Source organism: uncultured Bifidobacterium sp. (genome assembly GCF_959020155.1).
GTDB lineage: Bacteria > Actinomycetota > Actinomycetes > Actinomycetales > Bifidobacteriaceae > Bifidobacterium.
Map to the genome: position 1 here is coordinate 59,896 of NZ_CAUERC010000004.1, position 20,640 is coordinate 80,535.

Annotated in this window: 16 protein-coding genes and 1 tRNA gene; 9 read left to right on the forward strand and 8 right to left on the reverse strand. The window is 61.5% G+C overall.

Annotation, left to right across the window (positions count from 1 at the left end):
• Positions 1 to 18 precede the first annotated feature (18 nt).
• Positions 19 to 1,824, forward strand: a complete 1,806-nt coding sequence (locus Q5H31_RS02235; RefSeq protein WP_302457441.1) for a S9 family peptidase — start codon at positions 19 to 21, stop codon at positions 1,822 to 1,824.
• On the opposite strand, the gene Q5H31_RS02240 is transcribed toward Q5H31_RS02235, so the two are convergent.
• Positions 1,783 to 2,397: a hypothetical protein gene (locus tag Q5H31_RS02240; protein ID WP_003808200.1), complete on the reverse strand. Its 615-nt coding sequence runs from the start codon at positions 2,395 to 2,397 to the stop codon at positions 1,783 to 1,785. The genes Q5H31_RS02235 and Q5H31_RS02240 overlap by 42 nt on opposite strands.
• The gene (locus tag Q5H31_RS02245) at positions 2,394 to 4,307 is read right to left on the reverse strand and encodes a PspC domain-containing protein (protein ID WP_229026968.1); all 1,914 of its coding nucleotides are present in this window, start codon (positions 4,305 to 4,307) and stop codon (positions 2,394 to 2,396) included. Before Q5H31_RS02245 ends, Q5H31_RS02240 begins: the two co-directional genes overlap by 4 nt.
• A gap of 113 nt (positions 4,308 to 4,420) precedes the next feature.
• Here Q5H31_RS02245 and Q5H31_RS02250 point away from each other — a divergent pair, with 113 nt between their 5' ends.
• Together Q5H31_RS02250 and Q5H31_RS02255 are read left to right on the forward strand one after the other, a co-directional pair.
• Positions 4,421 to 5,920, forward strand: coding sequence for an ATP-binding protein (locus tag Q5H31_RS02250; protein ID WP_270442834.1), 1,500 nt, complete (start codon positions 4,421 to 4,423; stop codon positions 5,918 to 5,920).
• 53 nt (positions 5,921 to 5,973) lie between these two features.
• Positions 5,974 to 6,654, forward strand: a complete 681-nt coding sequence (locus Q5H31_RS02255) for a response regulator transcription factor (RefSeq protein ID WP_026646471.1) — start codon at positions 5,974 to 5,976, stop codon at positions 6,652 to 6,654.
• Between the two features lie 85 nt (positions 6,655 to 6,739).
• Here the strand turns inward: Q5H31_RS02255 and Q5H31_RS02260 are convergent.
• Positions 6,740 to 6,824: transfer RNA gene (locus Q5H31_RS02260), tRNA-Ser, on the reverse strand.
• Positions 6,825 to 7,053: 229 nt separating this feature from the next.
• Positions 7,054 to 8,340, reverse strand: a complete 1,287-nt coding sequence (gene serS, locus Q5H31_RS02265; RefSeq protein WP_011742849.1) for a serine--tRNA ligase — start codon at positions 8,338 to 8,340, stop codon at positions 7,054 to 7,056.
• Positions 8,341 to 8,467: 127 nt separating this feature from the next.
• Between serS and Q5H31_RS02270 the strand changes: the two genes are divergently transcribed.
• The gene (locus tag Q5H31_RS02270) at positions 8,468 to 9,661 is read left to right on the forward strand and encodes a diacylglycerol kinase family protein (protein WP_055054614.1); all 1,194 of its coding nucleotides are present in this window, start codon (positions 8,468 to 8,470) and stop codon (positions 9,659 to 9,661) included.
• A gap of 54 nt (positions 9,662 to 9,715) precedes the next feature.
• Here the strand turns inward: Q5H31_RS02270 and Q5H31_RS02275 are convergent, their stop codons facing one another.
• Together Q5H31_RS02275 and Q5H31_RS02280 are read right to left on the reverse strand one after the other, a co-directional pair.
• Positions 9,716 to 10,564: a PRD domain-containing protein gene (locus Q5H31_RS02275; RefSeq protein WP_033499286.1), complete on the reverse strand. Its 849-nt coding sequence runs from the start codon at positions 10,562 to 10,564 to the stop codon at positions 9,716 to 9,718.
• Between the two features lie 31 nt (positions 10,565 to 10,595).
• Entirely contained in the window at positions 10,596 to 12,689 is a 2,094-nt protein-coding gene (locus tag Q5H31_RS02280) for a glucose PTS transporter subunit IIA (RefSeq protein ID WP_117319860.1), read from the reverse strand.
• 320 nt (positions 12,690 to 13,009) lie between these two features.
• On the opposite strand from Q5H31_RS02280, the gene pgm reads away from it, so the two are divergent.
• The 5 genes from pgm (at position 13,010) to rpiA (ending at position 19,463) form a co-directional block, all read left to right on the forward strand.
• Positions 13,010 to 14,686 (forward strand): phosphoglucomutase (alpha-D-glucose-1,6-bisphosphate-dependent), encoded by a 1,677-nt coding sequence (pgm, locus tag Q5H31_RS02285; RefSeq protein WP_033499400.1) that lies wholly within the window; start codon positions 13,010 to 13,012, stop codon positions 14,684 to 14,686.
• 215 nt (positions 14,687 to 14,901) lie between these two features.
• On the forward strand, positions 14,902 to 15,717 hold the full coding sequence (locus Q5H31_RS02290; protein ID WP_302457442.1) for a LytTR family DNA-binding domain-containing protein: 816 nt from the start codon (positions 14,902 to 14,904) through the stop codon (positions 15,715 to 15,717).
• A gap of 1 nt (position 15,718) precedes the next feature.
• Positions 15,719 to 17,107, forward strand: coding sequence for a sensor histidine kinase (locus Q5H31_RS02295; RefSeq protein WP_195347397.1), 1,389 nt, complete (start codon positions 15,719 to 15,721; stop codon positions 17,105 to 17,107).
• Positions 17,108 to 17,176: 69 nt separating this feature from the next.
• Complete coding sequence (locus Q5H31_RS02300; RefSeq protein WP_302457443.1) at positions 17,177 to 18,544, forward strand: ribonuclease H; 1,368 nt, start codon at positions 17,177 to 17,179, stop codon at positions 18,542 to 18,544.
• A gap of 220 nt (positions 18,545 to 18,764) precedes the next feature.
• The gene (gene rpiA / locus Q5H31_RS02305; protein ID WP_011742841.1) at positions 18,765 to 19,463 is read left to right on the forward strand and encodes a ribose-5-phosphate isomerase RpiA; all 699 of its coding nucleotides are present in this window, start codon (positions 18,765 to 18,767) and stop codon (positions 19,461 to 19,463) included.
• A 134-nt stretch (positions 19,464 to 19,597) separates the two neighbouring features.
• On the opposite strand, the gene Q5H31_RS02310 is transcribed toward rpiA, so the two are convergent.
• Both Q5H31_RS02310 and Q5H31_RS02315 read right to left on the reverse strand, forming a co-directional pair.
• A complete protein-coding gene (locus Q5H31_RS02310; protein WP_004268639.1) occupies positions 19,598 to 19,687 on the reverse strand; it encodes a 30S ribosomal protein bS22 in 90 nt (29 codons plus the stop codon).
• Between the two features lie 174 nt (positions 19,688 to 19,861).
• Complete coding sequence (locus Q5H31_RS02315; RefSeq protein ID WP_080703700.1) at positions 19,862 to 20,515, reverse strand: hypothetical protein; 654 nt, start codon at positions 20,513 to 20,515, stop codon at positions 19,862 to 19,864.
• Between the last annotated feature and the right edge of the window lie 125 nt (positions 20,516 to 20,640).

A 20,640-nucleotide genomic window follows, 5' to 3' on the forward strand; every position in this document is an offset into this window, starting at 1 on the left:
CGTACCGTGCGAAGCATTGTGAAACGAATTCTCGTCACCTGCGCGGCGACTACCGCGCTGGCGCTTCTTCTGACCATGGTCCTATGCGCGCTCGGCAATGCGATGGCGCCGAAATGGCAGGTCGAGCCGTTCACGGACCATATCACGCTCACCACGACCAATACCGCTATCCAAGCCGTTGACCCGGCCACAGGTGCCGTGCTCAAAACCCCGCAGGAGGGCGCGTACCGCACCAAGGAAACGCATATCACGGTCGCGTTGGACGGCGGCAAAACCGTGAATGCCATCGTTCGCGAGCCGCTCGACGCGCCGGCAGATCGTCCCGCATGCCTGTTCCTGCACGGTTCGGGCACCGGCAAATCGTCGGAGGCGTTCGGCGACGTGGCGAACGCGATGGCGTCGGCCGGCATCACCACTCTCGTGCCGGACAAGCGGCTCGACAACTACACCATGCTGCACCGCGACTACGTGTCCAGCGCGCACGACTATGCGAAATCGCTGGAAATCCTGAGAAAATGGCCGGGCGTGAGCAGATCGGAAACCGGCATCTACGCCGAATCGGAAGGCACATGGATCGCCACCGTGCTGACGCAACAGCATCCGGATCTTGCCTTCGCCATCCTCACCTCTCCCCCGGTCGTTTCGGGCCGTCAGCAGATGACGCTCGCAGCCACCAATTATCTGACCACCGCGGGCGCACCCGATGCCGTCAAGCAGCTTATTCCGCGCATCACCAGCCTTGGCACACAACGCATGGGACTCGCCTATGCGGATTTCGACGCCGCGAAATACCGCACATCGCTTACCATGCCGCTGCTTATCAACTATGGCATGCAAGATACGGCCATGCCGGTCGAGCAGGGCGCGCAACTGCTGACAAAAGCCGCGAACCATGCTGGCAACACGAATGTGACGCTGCGGTATTATGACGCGAACCATCAGCTTCGAACCGGTTCGAATCAGACGGTTCCGGGACTGCCGTTGGAACCGCATTACACGCACGATCTGGAGGATTGGATCAACGCGGTGACGAGCGGCACGGGTGCGAACGGCTGGGCAACGCCGATGATCGCCGGAACGCAGCCGAATCAGACGGTCACGGCACCGCTGAAGACCCCGCCCGCGCTGGTGAAGTCGATGGGTGTGATTGTCGGCGCAATCGCGGTTTGCCTGCTCTGCGCGCTGCTGGCGATGTGCGGCGCGCCAATTCTGCTCATCGCCGGCTGGGTGCGCGAGCGCCGTGCGTCACGGCGGGTATCGCACGATTCGGCTTCGACGGAACCGGCGGAGCCAACGGATTCGACTTCAATGTTTTCAACGGATGCGACCACACCGACAGGTCCATCCACACAACCGAATGCGGCACGTCCAATCGCAATAACCGACCATCGATTCCCGGTCGGCATGCGCGTCGCACTGGCGCTCAACACCCTCCTTGCCGTCGGCACGACCGGCGTGTTCCTGGCGTATCTGGTCACCGTCATCATTGATGCGATCTCGTTGACCGACAATTCGACGGTGCTTGCCAAGAACTGGCATGCCATCGTCATGCTCACATGGCTGAGCCTTGTCGCGTTCGCCTGGCTGTTGGCGGAAATCATCGTGGACGCGTGCCGTCGTCATGCTAGGAATCGCGCGATTGCAAGCATAGATGACGATGCGGATATGAATAATGGCCACGATGCCGCAGCCGGAAGCCGATGCGATATAGGAAAAGATGGAAAAGCATGCATCGGATCCGGCCATGTCATCGTGGCCACGTGTGTGGTGGTGTCGGCGGCGCTATCGTTGGCGCTGCTGGCTTTCTGGGGACTGTTCTGCTGACTGGCGTTCCCGTCGGCGCAGACGCACCGCGGCGACGACGGCCCAGACCACGGAAATGATGAGCAGCAGCGCGCCGAGACCGCCGACCACGTAGAAGAACAGCGTCGAGGGATTCGGCATCCACCGCCATGCGCCGATGGGCAGCAGGCACAGCATGGACATCAGGCCGATCAGGCAGAAGAACACGCCCAGCACGATGGTTCCGGTGCTTGGTCCGGACGGGCGGATTACCAGCTCGCCGTCCGTTTTGCCGATGCGCACTTGCTTGGAGGGGTCGACCGGCTCGGCTGATTTGGCTGGATCAGCCGATTTGACGGAACCGGTCGGACGTGCCGAACGGCCCGCAAAGCTTCCGCGCATGTCTTGTCCGGAGGTTTCCAGCGATTCGGCCTCGTCCTGCGATTCGAACTTTCTCTGCGCTTCCGGACCGCCGTCGAACGGCTTCTGGAACGATTCGGTCTTCGCCTCGCCCGGATCGTCGACGGCCGGCAGGGTTTCCGTGGGCTCGTCCGAGACCTCCGCGATTCCCATGACGTCGGTCAACGGCACTTCACGGGTTTTCTCGTCACTCATTTCGTTTCCTTTCCGCTGGCGCTTTTCCCGACGTTCTTTCCATCGACGCTGCCATGCGATTGGCCGCCCGTCGTTCCCACTGGCAGCTTGCTGTCGGACGTGTACTGCATGGTGACACTGCCGCCGACCGTTCCATCGACGTTGACATACAGATCCGGTTCCTCCGGAGCCTTGTCCGAATCGATCGACGGCCAATACCACTTGTTCTCGTAGATCGTTTTGAATGCCTTGTCGAGATCCGTGCCGGCGTATACCGAATCCTGCGAATCGTTCTCCGTATCCGAACCGGCATCGCCCGCATCATCATCGCCGGAATCGTCGAAATCGGTGGTGCCGTTGAGCGCCGGAACGCCCTTGTTCACGCCATGATGGCCGAGTCCCGAATCATCGTTCTCGTCGAGGGACAGGCCCATGAAGCCCGTGCCGTTGAAGAACGTAATCCCGTCCGGCCCTCCTATGTAATCCGTGACGTTGGTGTAGCCGTCGTCCGGATCGCTGACCGACCACTGGCATCCGTCCGGCAGCGTGACCACCACCTGGGCGTTCACCACCACCAGATTCAGCTTCCCTGTCGGACATGAGCTTTCGCCGTACGTGCCGTCGTTGAGCTTGACCTTGTGCTTGCCATGCGCTGCCGGATATCCGCTCAAATCGATGTCGAGCACATCGTTGGCGTAGTTCTTGCCGACCACCACCAGTCCCTGTTCGTATCGTTTCATCTGGGCGTCGCTGGTGTCGCTCCATGTCACGATGCCGGAGACCGTCGTGCGGTGGTAGTCATTCGACATCATCCAATCGCGGCTTTCCCATGCCACCGCACTCGTGCAGAACGTCATCACCACGGCCATGAACGCCGCGCACCATGCCAGCGGATGCAGGCCGCCGGTGCGACGGCCCATGCAACCAAGCACGACGATCACCACGCCGATTCCCAGGCAGATGCCGCCGCAGCACAGTGTGGCGAGACGCAGCACGCGCAAGGCGTAATCCCAATCAACCGGCATCGTAATGGCGTACCAGCCAGATCCGGCGATCGCCAGCAATGCCAAGCCAAGCGTCACCAGTACCAGCAGCGGTCCGGCCGGCTTGCGGCGGGCGCGTTTCGACTGCGGCGCCGCCACCGTCGGCGGAGCGGTGAAGGTCGGCGGCACATTGGCCGCGGCAAACGCTGCAGGCGGGTTCACCGGCTGCTGAAACGTCTGGTATGGCGATTGGACGGGACGCGCGTACTGCTGGTAGCCGGAAGGCGCGGGACACGTCGGCCGCGGCATCGGCTGGCCTGGCGTGCCGGGCATGTTTGCAGTGGTGGCCGTGTTCGTGGACATCGGCTGCGGCATATATAGCGATTGCGCAGGCCGCACCGGCTGTCCCGGCTGAACGGGCTGAGCAGGCTGCCCAGGCCACGATCCGCCCTGCTGCGGCGTCTGCCAGCTCGCCGCATACGACTGGCGGTTCACCAGCAGCCAGAACACCAACACGGCCACGCCGAACGCCAGCCATCCGGCGCCGGGCAGGCACAGCGCCACCGCGGCGCATACCAGCGCGCCCGCGCAGTTCCAATCCCAATGGCCGTTGACCAGCTCCTCGCACAGGATCCGGCCATCCGTCTCGTCCGGTAGCAGGAACCAGGCCAATGCGTAGAACGCCGCTCCGGCGCCGAACAGTAGCGAGGTGAGAATCACCAGCGCGCGGACCAGGGTGGCGTTCCATCCCAAGCGGCGCGCCACGCCGTCGCACACGCCTGCGATCCACCGGTTGCGGCCGCGCGTGATCCGGCTGGAGCGGATCCATGCGAAGAATCGATTGCCGCGATTCGGCTGCGGCTGATACATCGGCGGCCGTGGCTGCGATTGCGGTTCGGCAGAACCAGCGGCACTGCCGCCTTGCGGATTGTTGTTTGCGTTGCTCATATCTCCATTACAGCAATCCGCAGCCGTCATACGTATCGGGGAACACCCTGAATCTGCCCTGAACACCAGCTGAAAGCCCTGAATCGGCATCCCCGACAGGGCACAATGGAAGCATGAAGTCCTTAGCCAAACCGCGATACACGCAGGAACAGTACGACCAAGCCAGCGCGGTCTACATGCGCTGGTGCTACGTGCAGGCCCTGCGCGAAGGCCGTCCCGTGCCGTCCAAGCCGGCGCGACTGCCGTTGCTGCGCCCGACGTACGGCCGCGAGGTCGCTGGCGTGGCCAAGGCCGTCAGCATGCATCTGGGCGTGTCCGTTCATCTCATCCGTTTCATTTTCGTGGTCACCACGTTTTTCTTCGGTGCGGGCGCGATCGCCTATATTTTTCTGTGGATCACCGTACCCGTCGGAGACCCGGTCCAGCAGGCGTACGTCATCGCCGGCAGCCAGCCCGTCGAGAACGCGCCGCTGTCCCACGGCAACGTGAGGAACGTAAGAAACCTAAGGAACGTCGGAAACGGCGGCGCGCAATCGCAAGACAGCGACGGCAACGCGGACGGCATGCAATCCGGCAGCGGAGCACAATCGTCCGAAAGCCTGGAACAGATGTTCGCCAACGCGCCGAGACCCGCGCTGCTGGCCATGGCGGGACTGCTTATGCTGGGCCTATGCGTGGCGATGGCGGCGAAAGGCATTGAAGGCACGCTGATTGTGCCGTTGCTGCTCGGCGTGGTCGGCGTCGGCGTCTCCTGGCTGCGGTTCAACGCGAAGGACGGCCAATTATGGACGATGCTCGGCGGCATCGCGGTCATTTTCGTCGCGTACGCGATCTACATCGCCACCCACGTGCGCATTATGCAGTCCGCACGGCACGCCACGTTCACCATGCTCGTCGCCGGTTTGGCGCTGCTTGTCGGCGTGCTGCTGGCGATTGTGCCGTGGATTATGACGCTGGTGCGTGATTTGGGCACGGAACGCGCGCTGAAGGAACGCGAGGAGGAGCGCGCCGATATGACCGCCCACCTGCACGACGGCGTGCTGCAGACGCTGGCGCTGATCCAGTTGCACGCCGATGACCAGCAGACCGTGTTTTCACTGGCAAGGCAGCAGGAACGCGAGTTGCGCGAATGGCTATATCAGGAGCGCACCACGTCGGACCGTTCCGTCAACGCCGGTTTGAAGCAGATCGCAGCGCATGTGGAGGACACGCACGGCAAGCCGATCGAGGTGGTGACGGTGGGCGACGCGCGGCCGAGCGCGCAGACCGACGCGCTGCTCGACGCCACGCAGCAGGCGCTCATCAACGCCGTGACGCACGGCGGCGAACCGGTGTCCGTCTACTGCGAGGCCGGCGACAAGCTGGTGGAGGTGTTCGTACGCGACCATGGCGACGGCTTCGACGTCGACGCCATTCCAGCGAATCGCCTGGGCATCCGCGAGTCCATCATCGGACGTATCAAGCGCCGCGGCGGTACAGTGGAGATTGTGTCGAGGCCCGGCTGGGGCACGGAGGTGCGCATGCACATGCCGATTTCAGGAGCGGCGGAGGATGCGGACAGCGCTACGACCACCACAGCGGACGGCGATACGGGCGTGCAATCGGCGCAATGAACACGGCACATGCAGCAGGTGCGGCAATGAATCAATCGAACCAAGGAGCAGGAATGAGCGAGCGGGAACAGCGCATCAGAATCGCCGTCGTGGACGACCATGAGATGTTCCGCGCGGGCGTGATCGCCACGTTGCAGCCGTATTTCGACGTGGTCGGACAGGCGGCCGACGTGGAGGGGTCAGTGGCGATGATCGCGCAGACCAAACCGGACGTGGTGCTGCTGGACGTGCATGTGCCGGGCGGCGAGAACGGCGGTGGCGCCGAAATCCTCACGAAATCGCGCGCATACTCCCCCGATACCGTCTTCCTCGCGCTGTCCGTGTCGGATTCTCCGCAGGATGTCGGTTCCGTGATCCGCGCCGGTGCACAGGGATATGTGACGAAGACTATTTCCGGCGACGACCTGGTGTCCTCCATCAAGCAGGTGCATGAGGGCTACGCCGTGTTCTCGCCGAAATTGGCGGGATTCGTGCTGTCCGCCTTCCAGAACGGCCCGAGCGCGAACGGCGCGTTCGGCGGACCGATCCACGATGACGAGCTGGACCGGCTGTCCAATCGCGAGCAGGAGGTCATGCGGCTGATCGCGCGCGGCTACACGTACAAGGAGGTGGCTTCGGAACTGTTCATCTCCATCAAGACCGTGGAGACCCATATGAGCTCGGTGCTGCGCAAACTGCAGCTGTCGAACCGTTCCGAGCTCACCCGTTGGGCCGCGGATCGACGGATTGTGTGACGTTGCCGCCACGACAACGACAATCGCCATAAACGGCATGGAAAAGGGCTTACCGAAAAATCCTTCGGTAAGCCCTTGATTGATGCGGGCAGAGCGAGATTCGAACTCGCGGAGGCTTGCACCTCAACGGTTTTCAAGACCGTCTCTTTAGACCGCTCAGACATCTACCCTTTGCGCCTAACATCGCTGCTACGCACGAAACGCCAATATACCACAGTGCGCGGAAGTGCGACACCTGGCACAGCCTCCATCCCCGTCGCTTCCAACAGAAAACCGCACACGCATCTGCCCAGAACGACACAAACGGCACTGGGACCGTCCAACATACGAAAAGCGGCGCCGGCACAAATGCCAACGCCGCTTTCACGGATTCATATCAGACGCGAACGTCTTGGAAAATCAGGCTTCCCACTTGGTCGGCTCGATGACTTCCTTGCCGCCCATGTACGGACGCATGGCCTTCGGAATTTCGATGGAGCCGTCCTTCTGCTGGTGGTTCTCGAGAATGGCGACCAGCCAACGGGTGGTGGCCAGCGTGCCGTTCAGCGTGGAGACGGCGCGGGTGTTGCCATCCTCCATACGTTCGCGGATGTTCAGACGACGGGCCTGATACTCGGTGCAGTTGGAGGTGGAGGTCAGCTCACGGTAACGGCCCTGGGTCGGCACCCAAGCCTCGCAGTCGAACTTACGTGCCGCGGAGGAGCCCAGATCGCCGGCGGCGGTATCGATGATGCGGTACGGCACCTCGACCTTGCCGAGCATTTCCTGCTCCATGGCCAACAGGTGCTCATGCTCCTTGTAGGAGTCCTCCTGCTTGGCGTAGACGAACATCTCCACCTTGTCGAACTGGTGCACGCGGATGATGCCGGAGGTGTCCTTGCCTGCTGCGCCGGCTTCACGGCGGTAGCAGGAGCTCCAGCCGCAGTAGCGCAGCGGGCCGTTCTCAAGGTTCAGGATCTCGTTCTCGTGCATGCCGGCGAGCGCCACTTCGGAGGTGCCGACCAAATACTGGTCGTCCGGCTCGCGCAGGCGGTAGATTTCGTCGGCGTGGGAGTTGAGGAAGCCGGTGCCGCGCATTACTTCCGGACGCACCAGCGTCGGGGTGATGGCCAGGGTGAAGCCGTGTTCCTCGGCCTGGTCGACGGCCATGGTGAGCATGGCGATCTGCATGCGGGCCACCTGGCCGCGCAGGAAGTAGAAGCGGGAGCCGCCGACCTTCACGCCGCGCTCCATATCGATACCGGCCACGCCGCGGCCGAGCGTCAGGTGGTCCTTCGGCTCGAAGCCTTCGGCTGCGAAATCACGGATCTGGCCGACCTTCTTGACCACGACGTAGTCGTCCTCGCCACCTTCCGGAGCTTCCGGCTCGACGATGTTGGACAGCTTCCACATGGCGGTGGTGTATTCCTCGGCTGCGGCGTCGGCTGCGGCCTTGTATTCGGAGACCTTCTGGGAGAGTTCCTTGGTTGCGGCGATCAGCTTGGCCTTTTCGTCGGCGGGGGCGGCGGCGACCTTCTTGCCGATCTCCTTCTGCTGCGCGCGGGCAGCTTCGAATTCCTTCAGAGAGGAACGGCGAACCTCGTCGGAGCGCAGCACCTCGTCGACCAGTTCGACCGATTCGCCACGCTTACGCTGGGATTCCTTGACAACGTCAGCATGTTCACGAATGAATTGAATATCAAGCATGCTTCCCAGCCTAGTGCCGAAAGCAGACACTGACGCCATCGTTCTCATTTTTGGATATAACGTGAGGGAACGCCGAATTTTTCATGTCGAATTCGTCTTTTTGCGCAATCGCATAGACAATAGAGGCATGCCTATGCCAGTTATCGTCCTGCTCGTCATCATCGCCGTGGTCGCCGTATGCGCGGCCGCCTTCTTCGGATACCGCGCGTACAAGCACCGTACGCTCGCGGAGAAGCTTGACAAGCGTGACGATGACCAAGTGCATTACGCGTTCATAGTCAATCCTTCAAAGCCCCAGGCGGAACAGCGCAAGCAGCATATCAAGGAGTTCTGCGAGGCGAAGCATCTCACCCAGATCGAATTCATCGAAACGCAGCTCGACAAGGACGGTCGCGCCTGCGCGTTCGAAGCGTTGGACCATGGTGCCGATGTGGTGGTGGCTGTCGGCGGCGATGGCACGGTGCGTACCGTCGCGAGCGCGCTGTCGGGTACCGGGCATGCGCTGGGCATCGTGCCGATCGGCACCGGCAATCTGTTCGCCCGCAATATGGGCATTCCCGTGGACGATATCGATGCGGCGCTCACCGTGGCCACGTCGCACGGCTCCCATCTGGTGGATGTGGGCCGTCTGACCCTTCTGGATGATGAGACCACCGACCACGGGCATGCGTTCCTCATCATCGCCGGCATCGGTTTCGACGCACTGATGATCGACGACACCGATCCGGAATTGAAGAAGAACATCAGCTGGCTGGCGTATTTCGTGTCGGGCGTGAAGAATCTGTTCGCCCCGAAGTACAAGGGCAATGTGACCATCACCAGCGCCGACGGCAGCACGCATTCCACGCGTGGTCTCACGTTCCGCACGTTCATGGCGGGCAATTGCGGCCAGATCCCCATGTTTTCGCTGATGCCCGAAGCTTCCTATGACGATGGCATCCTCGACTACGAGATCATCGACACGTCCGGCGGCCTGATCGGTTGGGCGAATCTGTTCGGCGACGTGCTGCACCAGACCATCACCGGCAAAGCTCAGCAGAGTCCGCTGTCCACGAACTCCACCGTCGACCAGGTGCAGGGCGTCAGCGCGGAAATCACTTTGGAGAGGCCTGTTTTGGCGCAGGTGGATGGCGATATGCTGCCTGAAACGAAGCACATCCGTTTCAGTGTGGAACGTCAGGCCCTATGCGTGCGCGTGCCGGAGGCCGCTTCCGAAGATACCGGCATACTGGCGTTGAACGCGAATATGTCGGCTACGCCAACGAAACCGCAGCCGACCGAACAGGCAAGCGGGCAGCCGGCCGAACAGTCGAACGATTAGGAACCGTCAGGAATGCGCGGAACGGGCTGCTGAATATCGGAAGATACCGGAAACTCAGTCGTCCTGCCGATTCACTCCGTTGGTCACGCGCGCCACATGCAGGGCAAGATAGGCGATTTCGGCTTCCGTAAGGTCGGAACCAAGACGCATCTTCACCACCACGGCAAGCTGCCTTGCGCACTGGCAAGCCTTCGGATATGAGGTTTTGATTGATTCGATGATTGGTTGCGGCTCATCGTCGAGCTGCTCATGCTGGTGGATGCGTACGAACAGGTAACGCAAATGCGTGATGAATCGCGCCACATTGACGCTGTCCTGCGCAAGCGTGATGCCGTACGCGCCTTCGATGACGGCGATCATCTGCTGGATGATGCCGGTCATGGTGTAGGTGGCGGACAGGTCGCCGCCGGAGAATCCGGCATTCACCAAATGCAAGGCGAGCGCCACCGCCTCACTGCGGGGCAACGCGCCACCCAAATACGTGTTCATCGCGTCGACCATCGCCACGCCTTTGGCGTATTCGTCGGCGTATAGGGAACGTACTTCCGCTTCGAGCGGATATTCGATGTTCTGTTTTCTTTGCGCGCGTTGTATCGCGCCGCAGATGTGGTCGGCGAGCGCCATGACCAGGGTTGGCTGCTTGTCTGCCTGTTCTTTCAGCCCCGTACGGTTCATGGCATCCGTGACGAGTCTGATGATTTCTGGCGGGATCCCGGCCACTTGTTGCGCCATGTGGTCGGGATCCTTGCCATCGACGGGGATGAACCGACGGACGATCTTCGCGTCATCCACATGTTGTCCCGGCTTGGCTTGGAAGCCTATTCCACGGCCTGTGAGAATCACCTCACGATCACCGTCTCTAGCCAATACGACATTGTTGTTGAATACGCGAAGAACGTCCACGTCGACCCCTTTTTCGCCTCTGTGTGACAGGTTAGCGCTGGATGTCGATCACCTCGTCCCCTGCCTTGACGTCGATGCCGGTCTTCGGCGTGACGGAGGTGAGGGCGGCGGTGTTGAGCACCGTCATCAGCGTGGTGGTGCTGTATCCAGCGTCCTTCACTTTAGCAAAGTCGACGGAAACCAGCGGATCGCCGGCATTCACGCGCTCATCGGCCTTGACCTTGACGGCAAAGCCCTCGCCGTTCATCTTCACGGTGTCGATGCCGACGTGCACGAGCACTTCCACACCGTCATCGGTTTTGATGCCGAAGGCGTGGCCGGTTTCGGCGACGGTCTGCAGCACGCCGGAGACCGGGGCCACGACCTCGCTGTCGGTCGGCTGGATGCCGACGCCTTCGCCGAGCGCGCGGGAGGCGAACACCGGATCGCCGGTTTCGTCCAGGGCGATCACGTGGCCGGCGACCGGAGCGTTCACCACGGTGGTCGCGGCGGCGGCAGCGGCCGGAACTTCGGTCTTGGTGGCGGTAGCAGTCGCGGTGGCGGTGGTGGCAGCCGGAGCGGCTTCCTTGGCTTCGACCGCCGGAGCGGCGGCCTTCTGATCGGCGGCGGCGCGGGCCAGCACTTCAGCCTTCTGTTCCGGGGTGCGGTAGTCGAAGGTGATGATCAGGAAGAAGGAGGTCAGGAAGGAGACCGCGATGGACACCGCGTACACCCACATCTGGTCGAAGACCGGAATGGTCAGCAGCGAGGTGAAGGCGAAGGCGGTGGTGGTCACACCATGCACGGTCTGGCCGGCGGCGGTGACGGACGGGAAGAGCCAGCCGAGGACGGCAATGACGACGCCACCAAGGCCGCAGCCCACGAGCATGCGCTTGTAGACCAGCTTGTAACGCAGGTGGATGCCGTACAGGGACGGTTCGGAAACACCACCAAGCAGGCCGGCTGCGAGCGCGCCGAGAGCGGTCTGGCGCATGTCCTTGTCCTTGTCACGCACGGCGATGAAGAGCACGCCGGCGGTGGCGCCGAAGCAGGCGAAGTTCCACACGCCCATCGGGCCCTGGATGAAGTCGTAGCCGAGCGTCTGGATGTTCATGAGCATCAGGGCGTTGAGCGGCCAGTGCAGGCCGAGCGGCACGAGGAACGGGTACAGCAGCGGGATGATGATGGCGAAGATGAACGGTGCATGGGTGTTCATCCAAGCCAGGCCGACGCCGAGGCCGTTGCCGACCCACACGCCGATCGGGCCGATGATGAAGGCGGTCAGTGCGCCGACGATGATCATGCAGAAGAACGGCACGAACACCAGCTGGACGCTTTCGGGAATGATCTTCTTCAATCCGTGGTAGACGAGGGCGAGCACGGCGGCCATGAGCAGCGGCACGAACACGTTGCCGCTGTAGTCGCTCAACGCCATCGGAATGCCGAAGATGTTGGCGGTGCAGGACTTGGTGCCCAGAGCCGCGTTCTCCACGCACGTGGTGGTCTTGGCGTCCATCAGGCTGGTGAACTGCGGGGTCATGAGGATGGCCATGATGGCGCCGCCCAGCCACGGATCGACCTTGAGCTTCTTGGCGGCGTTGTAGGCGACCATGATCGGCAGGAAGTAGAACACGCCCTTCCAGATGGCCTTGATGAACACCCAGCCGGCGGAGGCCTCGTCATTCGGAATGACGTTCAGTGAGATGAGCAGGTTGACCAGGGCGATGATGATGGAGGCGCCGAGCAGCACGCCCAGGATCGGGCGGAAGGAGTCGGCGAGATACTCGAAGAAGGAGTCCAGCCATGCCACCTTGCCGCGTGCCTTGGAACGGGCCTCGGCCTTGACGTCGGCGTTGCTCTTCTGGCCTTCGCCGGATGCGGAGGCGGCACCGGCGTTCGCCATTTCGGGCAGATGCATGATGTTTTCGTATACGGTGGCCACGCCGCCGCCGATGACGACCTGGAAACGGTCACCGCTTTGCGGGACCGCGCCAAGCACGCCCTTCATATGTTCGAGGGCGTTCTGGTCCACCTTGGACGCGTCCGCCAGCTCGAAGCGCAGTCGGGTGGCGCAATGCGTCAGACTGCGAACGTTTTCAGGTCCGCCGATCGCAGTGATGATCTGCGATGCGAGAGAGTCAGCCATCCTGATTCCTTTCTATTTCCTTCCGATGGGATTCGATGACGCAGCGCGGCTTTTTTGCAACAAAAAAGACCCGGAACATGGCAAACCAATGCCACATTCCAGGTCTTGCGTCTAAAAATGTTGACTTGCAACCCTGCATGAGTCGAATTCGTTAGAAACAATACACTACCGGCGTGCGATGCGCAAATCGTCGGGCATCGGGACACTGAAACCCCAATTCTATACTGGAGACACGCCGAGACGTCAAAAAGAAAACGTATTCATCGCACATTGTGGGATGGCTTTCCGCGTTCCGCGCAAACTCGTGGCACAATGAAGGTATGGTTGCAAAAAATGCGGGAATGCCCGCCACCCCAGCAGATCTGATCAATGTCGACGAGGTCATTGGAAAGTACTATGACGTCGTCCCCGACCCGAACGTTCCGGAGCAGCGCGTCTCCTTCGGCACTTCCGGACACCGTGGTTCGTCCCTGAAGACCTCGTTCAACGAGGCCCACATCGTGGCCATCACGCAGGCCATCGCCGAATACCGCAAGAAGGCCGGCGTCACCGGCCCGCTGTACATCGGCCGCGACACCCACGCCCTGTCCGAGCCGGCTTGGAAGACCGCCATCGAAGTGCTCGTCGCCAACGGCGTGACCGTGCGCATCGACTCCCGTGACGACTTCACCCCGACCCCGGTCGTGTCCCAGGCCATCCTGACCCACAACCGCGCCGCCGACGGCACCCAGCGTTTCACCGGCGAAGGCCTGGCCGACGGCATCGTCGTGACCCCGTCCCACAACCCGCCGACCGATGGCGGCTTCAAGTACGATCCGGTCACCGGCGGCCCGGCTCCGGCCGACGTCACCAACGCCATCGCCGACCGCGCCAACGAGCTGCTCGGCGATTTCAGGAACGTCAAGCGCGTGCCGTTCGAGCAGGCCGTCAAGTCCGATCTGGTTGAGCGTTTCGACTTCCGTGAGCACTATGTGGCCGATCTGGAGAACGTCATCGACTTCGACGTGATCCGCTCCTCCGGCGTACGCCTGGGCATCGACCCGCTCGGCGGCGCTTCGGTCAACTACTGGCCGCTCATGAACGAGAAGTACAACCTGACCATCGACGTGGTGCGTCCGCAGGTCGACCCGACCTGGAGCTTCATGACCATCGACCATGATGGCAAGATCCGCATGGATCCGAGCTCCCCGTACGCGATGAAGGGTCTGGTCGATTCCCTCAACAACGGCGCTTGGGACAAGTACGATCTGGTCGGCGGCACCGATCCGGATGCCGACCGCCATGGCATCGTCTGCCCGAACTGGGGCGTCATGAACCCGAACCACTACATCGCAGTGTGCGTGGAATACCTGTTCGGCGGCAACCGTCCGGATTGGCCGGAGAACGCCGGTATCGGCAAGACCCTCGTGTCTTCCTCCCTGATCGACCGCGTGGCCGCCTCCATCAACGCCAAGCTCGTCGAGGTTCCGGTCGGCTTCAAGTGGTTCGTGGACCCGCTGTTCAAGGGCGAGGTCGCGTTCGGCGGCGAGGAAAGCTCCGGCATGTCCTTCCTGCGTAAGGACGGCCGCGTGTGGACCACCGACAAGGACGGCCTGATTCCGGACCTGCTGGCCGCTGAGATCACCGCGAAGACCGGCAAGAACCCGGCCCAGCTGCACCAGGAGCAGGTGGAGCGTTTCGGCGAAAGCTGGTACAAGCGCGTCGATACCCCGACCACCCTCGAGCAGAAGCAGAAGTTCGCCAAGCTCACCGGCGACGACGTCGAGGCCACCCAGCTGGCCGGCGAGGACATCACCGCCAAGCTCACCGAGGCTCCGGGCAACCACGCCAAGATCGGCGGTCTGAAGGTCACCACCAAGGACAACTGGTTCGCCGCCCGTCCGTCCGGCACCGAGAACATCTACAAGGTGTACGCCGAGAGCTTCGAATCCCCTGAGGCTCTGGACAAGGTGCTCGCCGAGGCCACCGAGGTCGTGGACAAGGCTCTGGCCGAGTGATACGGCGTTCCGCCAAGTAATCAAGGCGTAGCGCGAAAAGACCCGTTCCGTATGGAGCGGGTCTTTTTCGTTGTCGATATCCGCCGTATGGCACGAAACGTGCTTTTCTGGCATGAAACGCAAGCTCCGCGGCACCCCGTATTTCCCTCTCCCGGTACGCTTGGAAGCAGAGCCGGAACGTCATCCGCGCAATCACGGCACAGCAAGGAGGGAACGTGCGCATCGCCATCGTCGAGGATCACCCTGCCGAACGCGAACTGATCGCCACCATGTGCGCGGAATACTTCAACGGCCGGAACGTCGGCGCAACCGCCGGCAGGAATGCCATGCAAACGGTCTGTGACGTTTTCCCCGACGCGAAATCGTTCATCGAAAGCTGGAAGAACAGCCGTTACGACCTGCTGCTGCTCGACTGTTATCTCAGCGACGAGAATCTGCCGCATGCCACCACCGGATTGGACATAGCGCGGCTGCTGCGCAATCAGAACGACGACTGCGCGATCGTCTTCATCACGTCCAGCACCGATTTCGCGGCGCTCGGCTACGAGGTGCAGGCGAGCGGTTATCTGCTCAAGCCCGTCAATCGCAAAACCTTCGAAGCCACCATGGAACGCGTCGAGGAGCAGCTGAAGGCAAAACCGCCGGTCACCCATCTGGCAAAGGCGCAGTCGCCCGGCACGGTGGATTCCAGCTGGCATGTGGCGTTCGGCAATCCGGCCGTGACCATGGACCGGCGGCTCATCGCATACGCCCTGTCCAACGCGCACTACGTGGAATTCACGTTCGCGGACGGCACCCAGACCAAAATCCGCACCAATTTCTCCGATGTGGACCAACGGCTCACCGTGTTCGACAACTTCTACCGCACCGCGCGAGGCGTGCTCGTCAACTTCGACTACGTGTCCGGCATCACCAACGCGCAGTTCGTCATGAAAGGCGGCAAACGCATTCCCATCACGAAAACGGCGGTGACCACCACCTGCCGCGCATACGCGGAATACACGTTCACCCGCATGCGTACGGAGGACTGACATGTTCGCACCACTCGGCGAAATCATCCGGAACGGCATCGCCCAAACCACCCCGTCAGGTCTGTTCTTCGCCATCGGAGAGCAGCTCAACGCGTTGTCCGGCCTGGCATTGTGCCTCATCATGGCATGGAGTCACATGGACAATCCACGCCGTAACGGCACACTGTTCATGTCCATCGGACTGGTCTGGTTCCTGCTATGCGGCGTGCTGTGCGGCACTCTGGGCATCCCATCACTGTGGACGGTCATTCCGACCGCGCCGCTTGTGCTGCTGGTCCTGCGATGGCTGACCGAACTGCCATGGCGGCAACTGTTGCTGATTGTGGCCACGGCTTCCTACATGGTGGCGATCGTCTACTATCTGTCGCTCGTCATCGATGTGGCCGTTCTTGGCGCGGATTCAACCAATCTCCGCGTCGGCTGGCCGGGACTGGTCAATCTGCTGCTGCTTGACGTCGTCGCACTGGTCTCGCTTTGGCATCCGCTGCATGATTCGATTCCAGCCACATTCGATTCCCCATCCATCAGCAAAGGCTTCTGGCAGCTTATCTGGCTGTTTCCGTTCGTTTCGTCCGCGATTGTGGTGTGGTGCATGCCGGCGGACAATTCCACGCTGCTGGACTCGCATATGCTGGAAATCGCGTTCACCGTGGCGGTGGTCTATTCCTGTTTCATGGTGTTGGTGTATTTCCTCATCTGGTACATGATTCAGCAGTCGGACCGTCTGCTCGCGGCCCGCAGGCGACAGCATTATGAGGCTTTGCAGACGTTGCAGCTGCAACACATGAACGAGCGGATCCGTGAGGCGCGTCAGATCAAGCACAACGTGCGTCACCACATCCACTCACTGCAGGCGTTGGCCGCGGCTGAAGACATGGATGGCATCCGCTCATATCTGGATGAGATGTCCAAACACCGGCTGCTGCAAACGGCACCAATGCAGTATTGCGAGCATGCGTCGCTGAACGCGGTGCTTGTCTACTATTGCGATTGGGTCCGGCATTTGGGTGCGGATGTGGACGTCAAAGCGGCGGTGCCGCAATACATCAACATCAACAACGCGGAATTATGCTCCATGGTCGGCAATCTGCTGGAGAACGCCACGGAGGCCATCACCCAGCAAACGCAGGGCGAGAGGCGGCTCAAAGTGCGCATCCGGTATCGTTCCGGCCCTCCGGCGGCCCTGTTCATCACGGTGGACAACACGTACGGCGAAGCCGATACCAGCATCGAACAGATCGACGGCGATCTCGTCTCGACCAAACATGGTGGCACGGGGCTGGGCACCGCCACCGTACGAGAGACGGCCGAACGGCACCATGGCACGGCCTCCTTCGAGCACAGCGACGGCATGTTCCGTGCCTCCGTCATGCTGTGTCTCGGCGACTAATCGCATATGCCGTTGCCATGCGGTATGACGGGCAAGCGGCGAGTCGCGCGGCTTTCGTAGGGTAGAAGCATGACGATTACGGTTTCAACAGACGGTTCCGCGCTTGGCAATCCGAATGGTCCGATGGGTTGGGCCTGGGCCGACCACGAGCCCGCGGCAGGCGGCAAGCCGGGGCACGAGCCCGCGGCAGGCGGCAAGCCGGGGCACGAGCATGCCGGCGATTGCGATGCCGGCGGCGCGACGAACGGCACCAACCAGATCGGCGAATTATGCGCCGTGCTGGAGGCGTTGCGAGCGCATCCCGGTTCCGAAGACCTGGTGATCGAGACCGACTCGCAGTATGCGATCAACTGCTCCACCAAGTGGGTGCAGGGTTGGAAGCGCAACGGCTGGAAGAATTCGCAGAAGAAACCGGTGAAGAACGCCGATTTGATCCGCGCCATCGACAATGAGATCGCACATAGGGCGGGGTCGGTGCGATTCGTGTGGGTCAAGGGTCATGCCGGCAACGCGGGCAACGAGAAAGTGGACGAGCTGGCACGCACGTATGCGGGCGATTGCCGTTCGCATGTGCGCGAAGGCTATCTGCCGTTGGAAGGATGGCAGTCGCTACTGGCTTCCGAGTATTCGCGTGGCACCGATGTTCCCGAGGATGCGAGGATGCTGATGGATGGTGCGATCAGCGCCGCCGAATACCACATGGGACGCGGACAAGGCGATTCCGCCACGACCGGCACCGGCGATTCCGGTGCCGATACCGCCAATTCCAGCAACAGCACGAAGCCGCGTTCGATCGCCAGCATGCTGGCGGAGCCGGAAGGCGTTTCCCACGACCTTGCGGATTTCGGACAGACAACCGATGACGACGCAGATGATGCGGTGGAAACGACCGTGCTCGAGACCGAACCGGCGGAAACCACCACAATGCTTGAGACCGAAGCGACGAAGGTCATACCCGAATCCAGCTTCCCGGACGCGGGCGGTCCAGCCGAACCGGACGAATCCGGGAAAACGGACGAATCCGGTGAACCGCATCAATCCTATGCGCAGATGCTGGTCAAACCCGACTATTTTCCCCGTGAAGGCGACGAGAACGACAAGCCGGTGACGGGCAACGCGGACGGCACGGACACGGACAGCACGGCCGTACCGCAGAATGCGAACGAATCGCGCAGCGAATCGCAAGACGACGAAGAATCGGCACCGGAACAGGCAGCTTCATCGCAATCGCAGGATCTGCCGAAACTGCCGCATCGTCCAAGCCCATCGGGCCTGTCGGTGTCGGGTACGGTGCGGTTCACTCCCCCACCGGAATCCAGCCCGACCTTCGACGGCAATCCACGTCTCATCCGTGGGTATATCGCCGTGGAAGGCTATGTGATGGGTGACGGCACGCTGGTATTGGACGAGGCGCCGTTCGCGGTCAAACATAGCTGAGCGAGACATGTGGGGAGCCGCTTTACGCAAGCCGCTCCCCACATGTCATTTCATGCGCGGCTTTTTTGCACGCCACCTCACGCAGGACCGTGAAACATTCCGTGAAAACTTTTCCGCAGTCCAAAACAGACACCTGCTCCCGCAACCGACCATTCGCGCCTTGAAAATCAACGCATCCGATAGTATGGAGACGGTCTTAACCCCATATCGAAGGAGGATCATGGACAAGGCACAGCAGGACGCGCTGAAGAAGGCGGCCGGCATCGAGGCTGCAAAGCTGATTCAGAACGGCATGATCGCAGGTCTGGGCACCGGCTCGACCGTGCGTTTCCTGGTCGACGAGCTCGGTCGTCGCGTCAAGGAGGAAGGCCTCGAGTTCACGGGCGTCACCACCTCCCGCCGCACCCAGGAGCAGGCCGAAGGCTACGGCATCAAGATCGTCAACATCGATGACGTCGACCATATCGACGTGACCATCGACGGCGCCGACGAGGTGGACAAGAACTTCAACGGCATCAAGGGCGGCGGTGCGGCTCTCCTGTGGGAGAAGATCGTGGCCACCAACTCCAACAAGATCGTGTGGATCGTGGACGAGTCCAAGGTCGTGGACACCATCGGCAAGTTCCCGCTGCCGGTCGAGGTGATTCCGTTCGGCGCAGGCCAGGTCGTCAAGAAGTTTGAGGCCAAGGGCTACAAGCCGGTGCTGCGTCTCGACGCGAACGGCGAGCCGGTGCGCACCGATGAGAACAACTATGTGGTGGATCTGCACCTCGAGCGCATCGACCACCCGCAGGAACTCGCGCAGGACCTCATCACCACGGTCGGCGTGGTCGAGCACGGCCTGTTCCTGAACATGGTGGACCAGGTCATCGTCGGCGATCCGAACGGCCCGCGCGTGATGGACAACCCCAACAAGTGAGATCTTGACAGGCAGGCGTGTCGGCTGGTGTGGAATATACCGGCCGACACCGCCGCGCAGATAGCAAAAATCCCGCGACTCCGAAAGGAATCGCGGGATTTTGTTTGAGCGGACGCTTCACACGCGCCTGAAGACTACTTGCGCTGGTGGCGAGTCTTACGAAGCAGTTTACGATGCTTCTTCTTGCTCATGCGCTTGCGGCGCTTCTTGATGACCGAGCCCATCTCAGCCTCCGTTCCTTAAACTCAAAGGGTAAAAGTTTGCAACTTGCCCAATACTACACTGCTTCGGGGACGAATACGCGCGCAGGCATTCATATGGTGGAAAATCACGTTTCGTTTTCCGCGTGATATTCCATCAGCCGGCCGCGATTCGCCATCGAGACGATTCCGTCGACGTTACAGGGGGAACTGCTGGTAGAAACGCTGGATGTCGTTCTTCGCGCCGGTGGCATAGAAAACCACCGTATCGTTGCGCCACACGGCAACGGCCTTGGTATCGTCGTCCGGATCGGCTTTGGCGCTGTAGGCGCCGGTCGTCTTGCCGGAGACCTTCACGTTGCCGCTTCCCAGCTCCTTGCCGGTCATGGCTTCAGCCAGCGTGTCGTACTGGGATTTCGCCTTGTCGCCGTCGTTCCACTGGCCCACTTCCAGCGTGACGTCCTGTCCTTTCTTGCCGGTGGAATACGTCAACGCGTATTCCTCGACGGGAGAGGTGCTGGACCACGTCGTGCTGGCGTCAGCCTTGGTACGCGCGTAATTCAATACGGAATCCGGCATGGCCTTGAGCAGCTCGCTGGCCCCGTCGGGCAATGCCACGGCATCGATCGACGGTTTGGTGGGCTCCGTCTTGTCGCCGTCCGTACCGTTCGAAGTGGAAGCCTGCTGGCTCGTCTGACCGGCCTGTCCGGCCTGTCCGTTCTTGTTCAAGGCCCAACCAGGCCACACAAATGCGGAAATCAGAGCAAGCACAACCACAAGCGCGGCTGCTACGACGGCGGCAATCAATTTGCCATGCGAAGAGGAATTCTGCGTATCAGACATGCTTGTCATTCTTTCACAGCCATAAGACGCGCAACCATCCCCTCAAAGTCATGGAATCCAGTTCCCGAAACGGTTTTCAGCGCAATGTCTGTGCAACGAGTACGCCACCCGCGAACGTCTTGTCCCAAAACCTC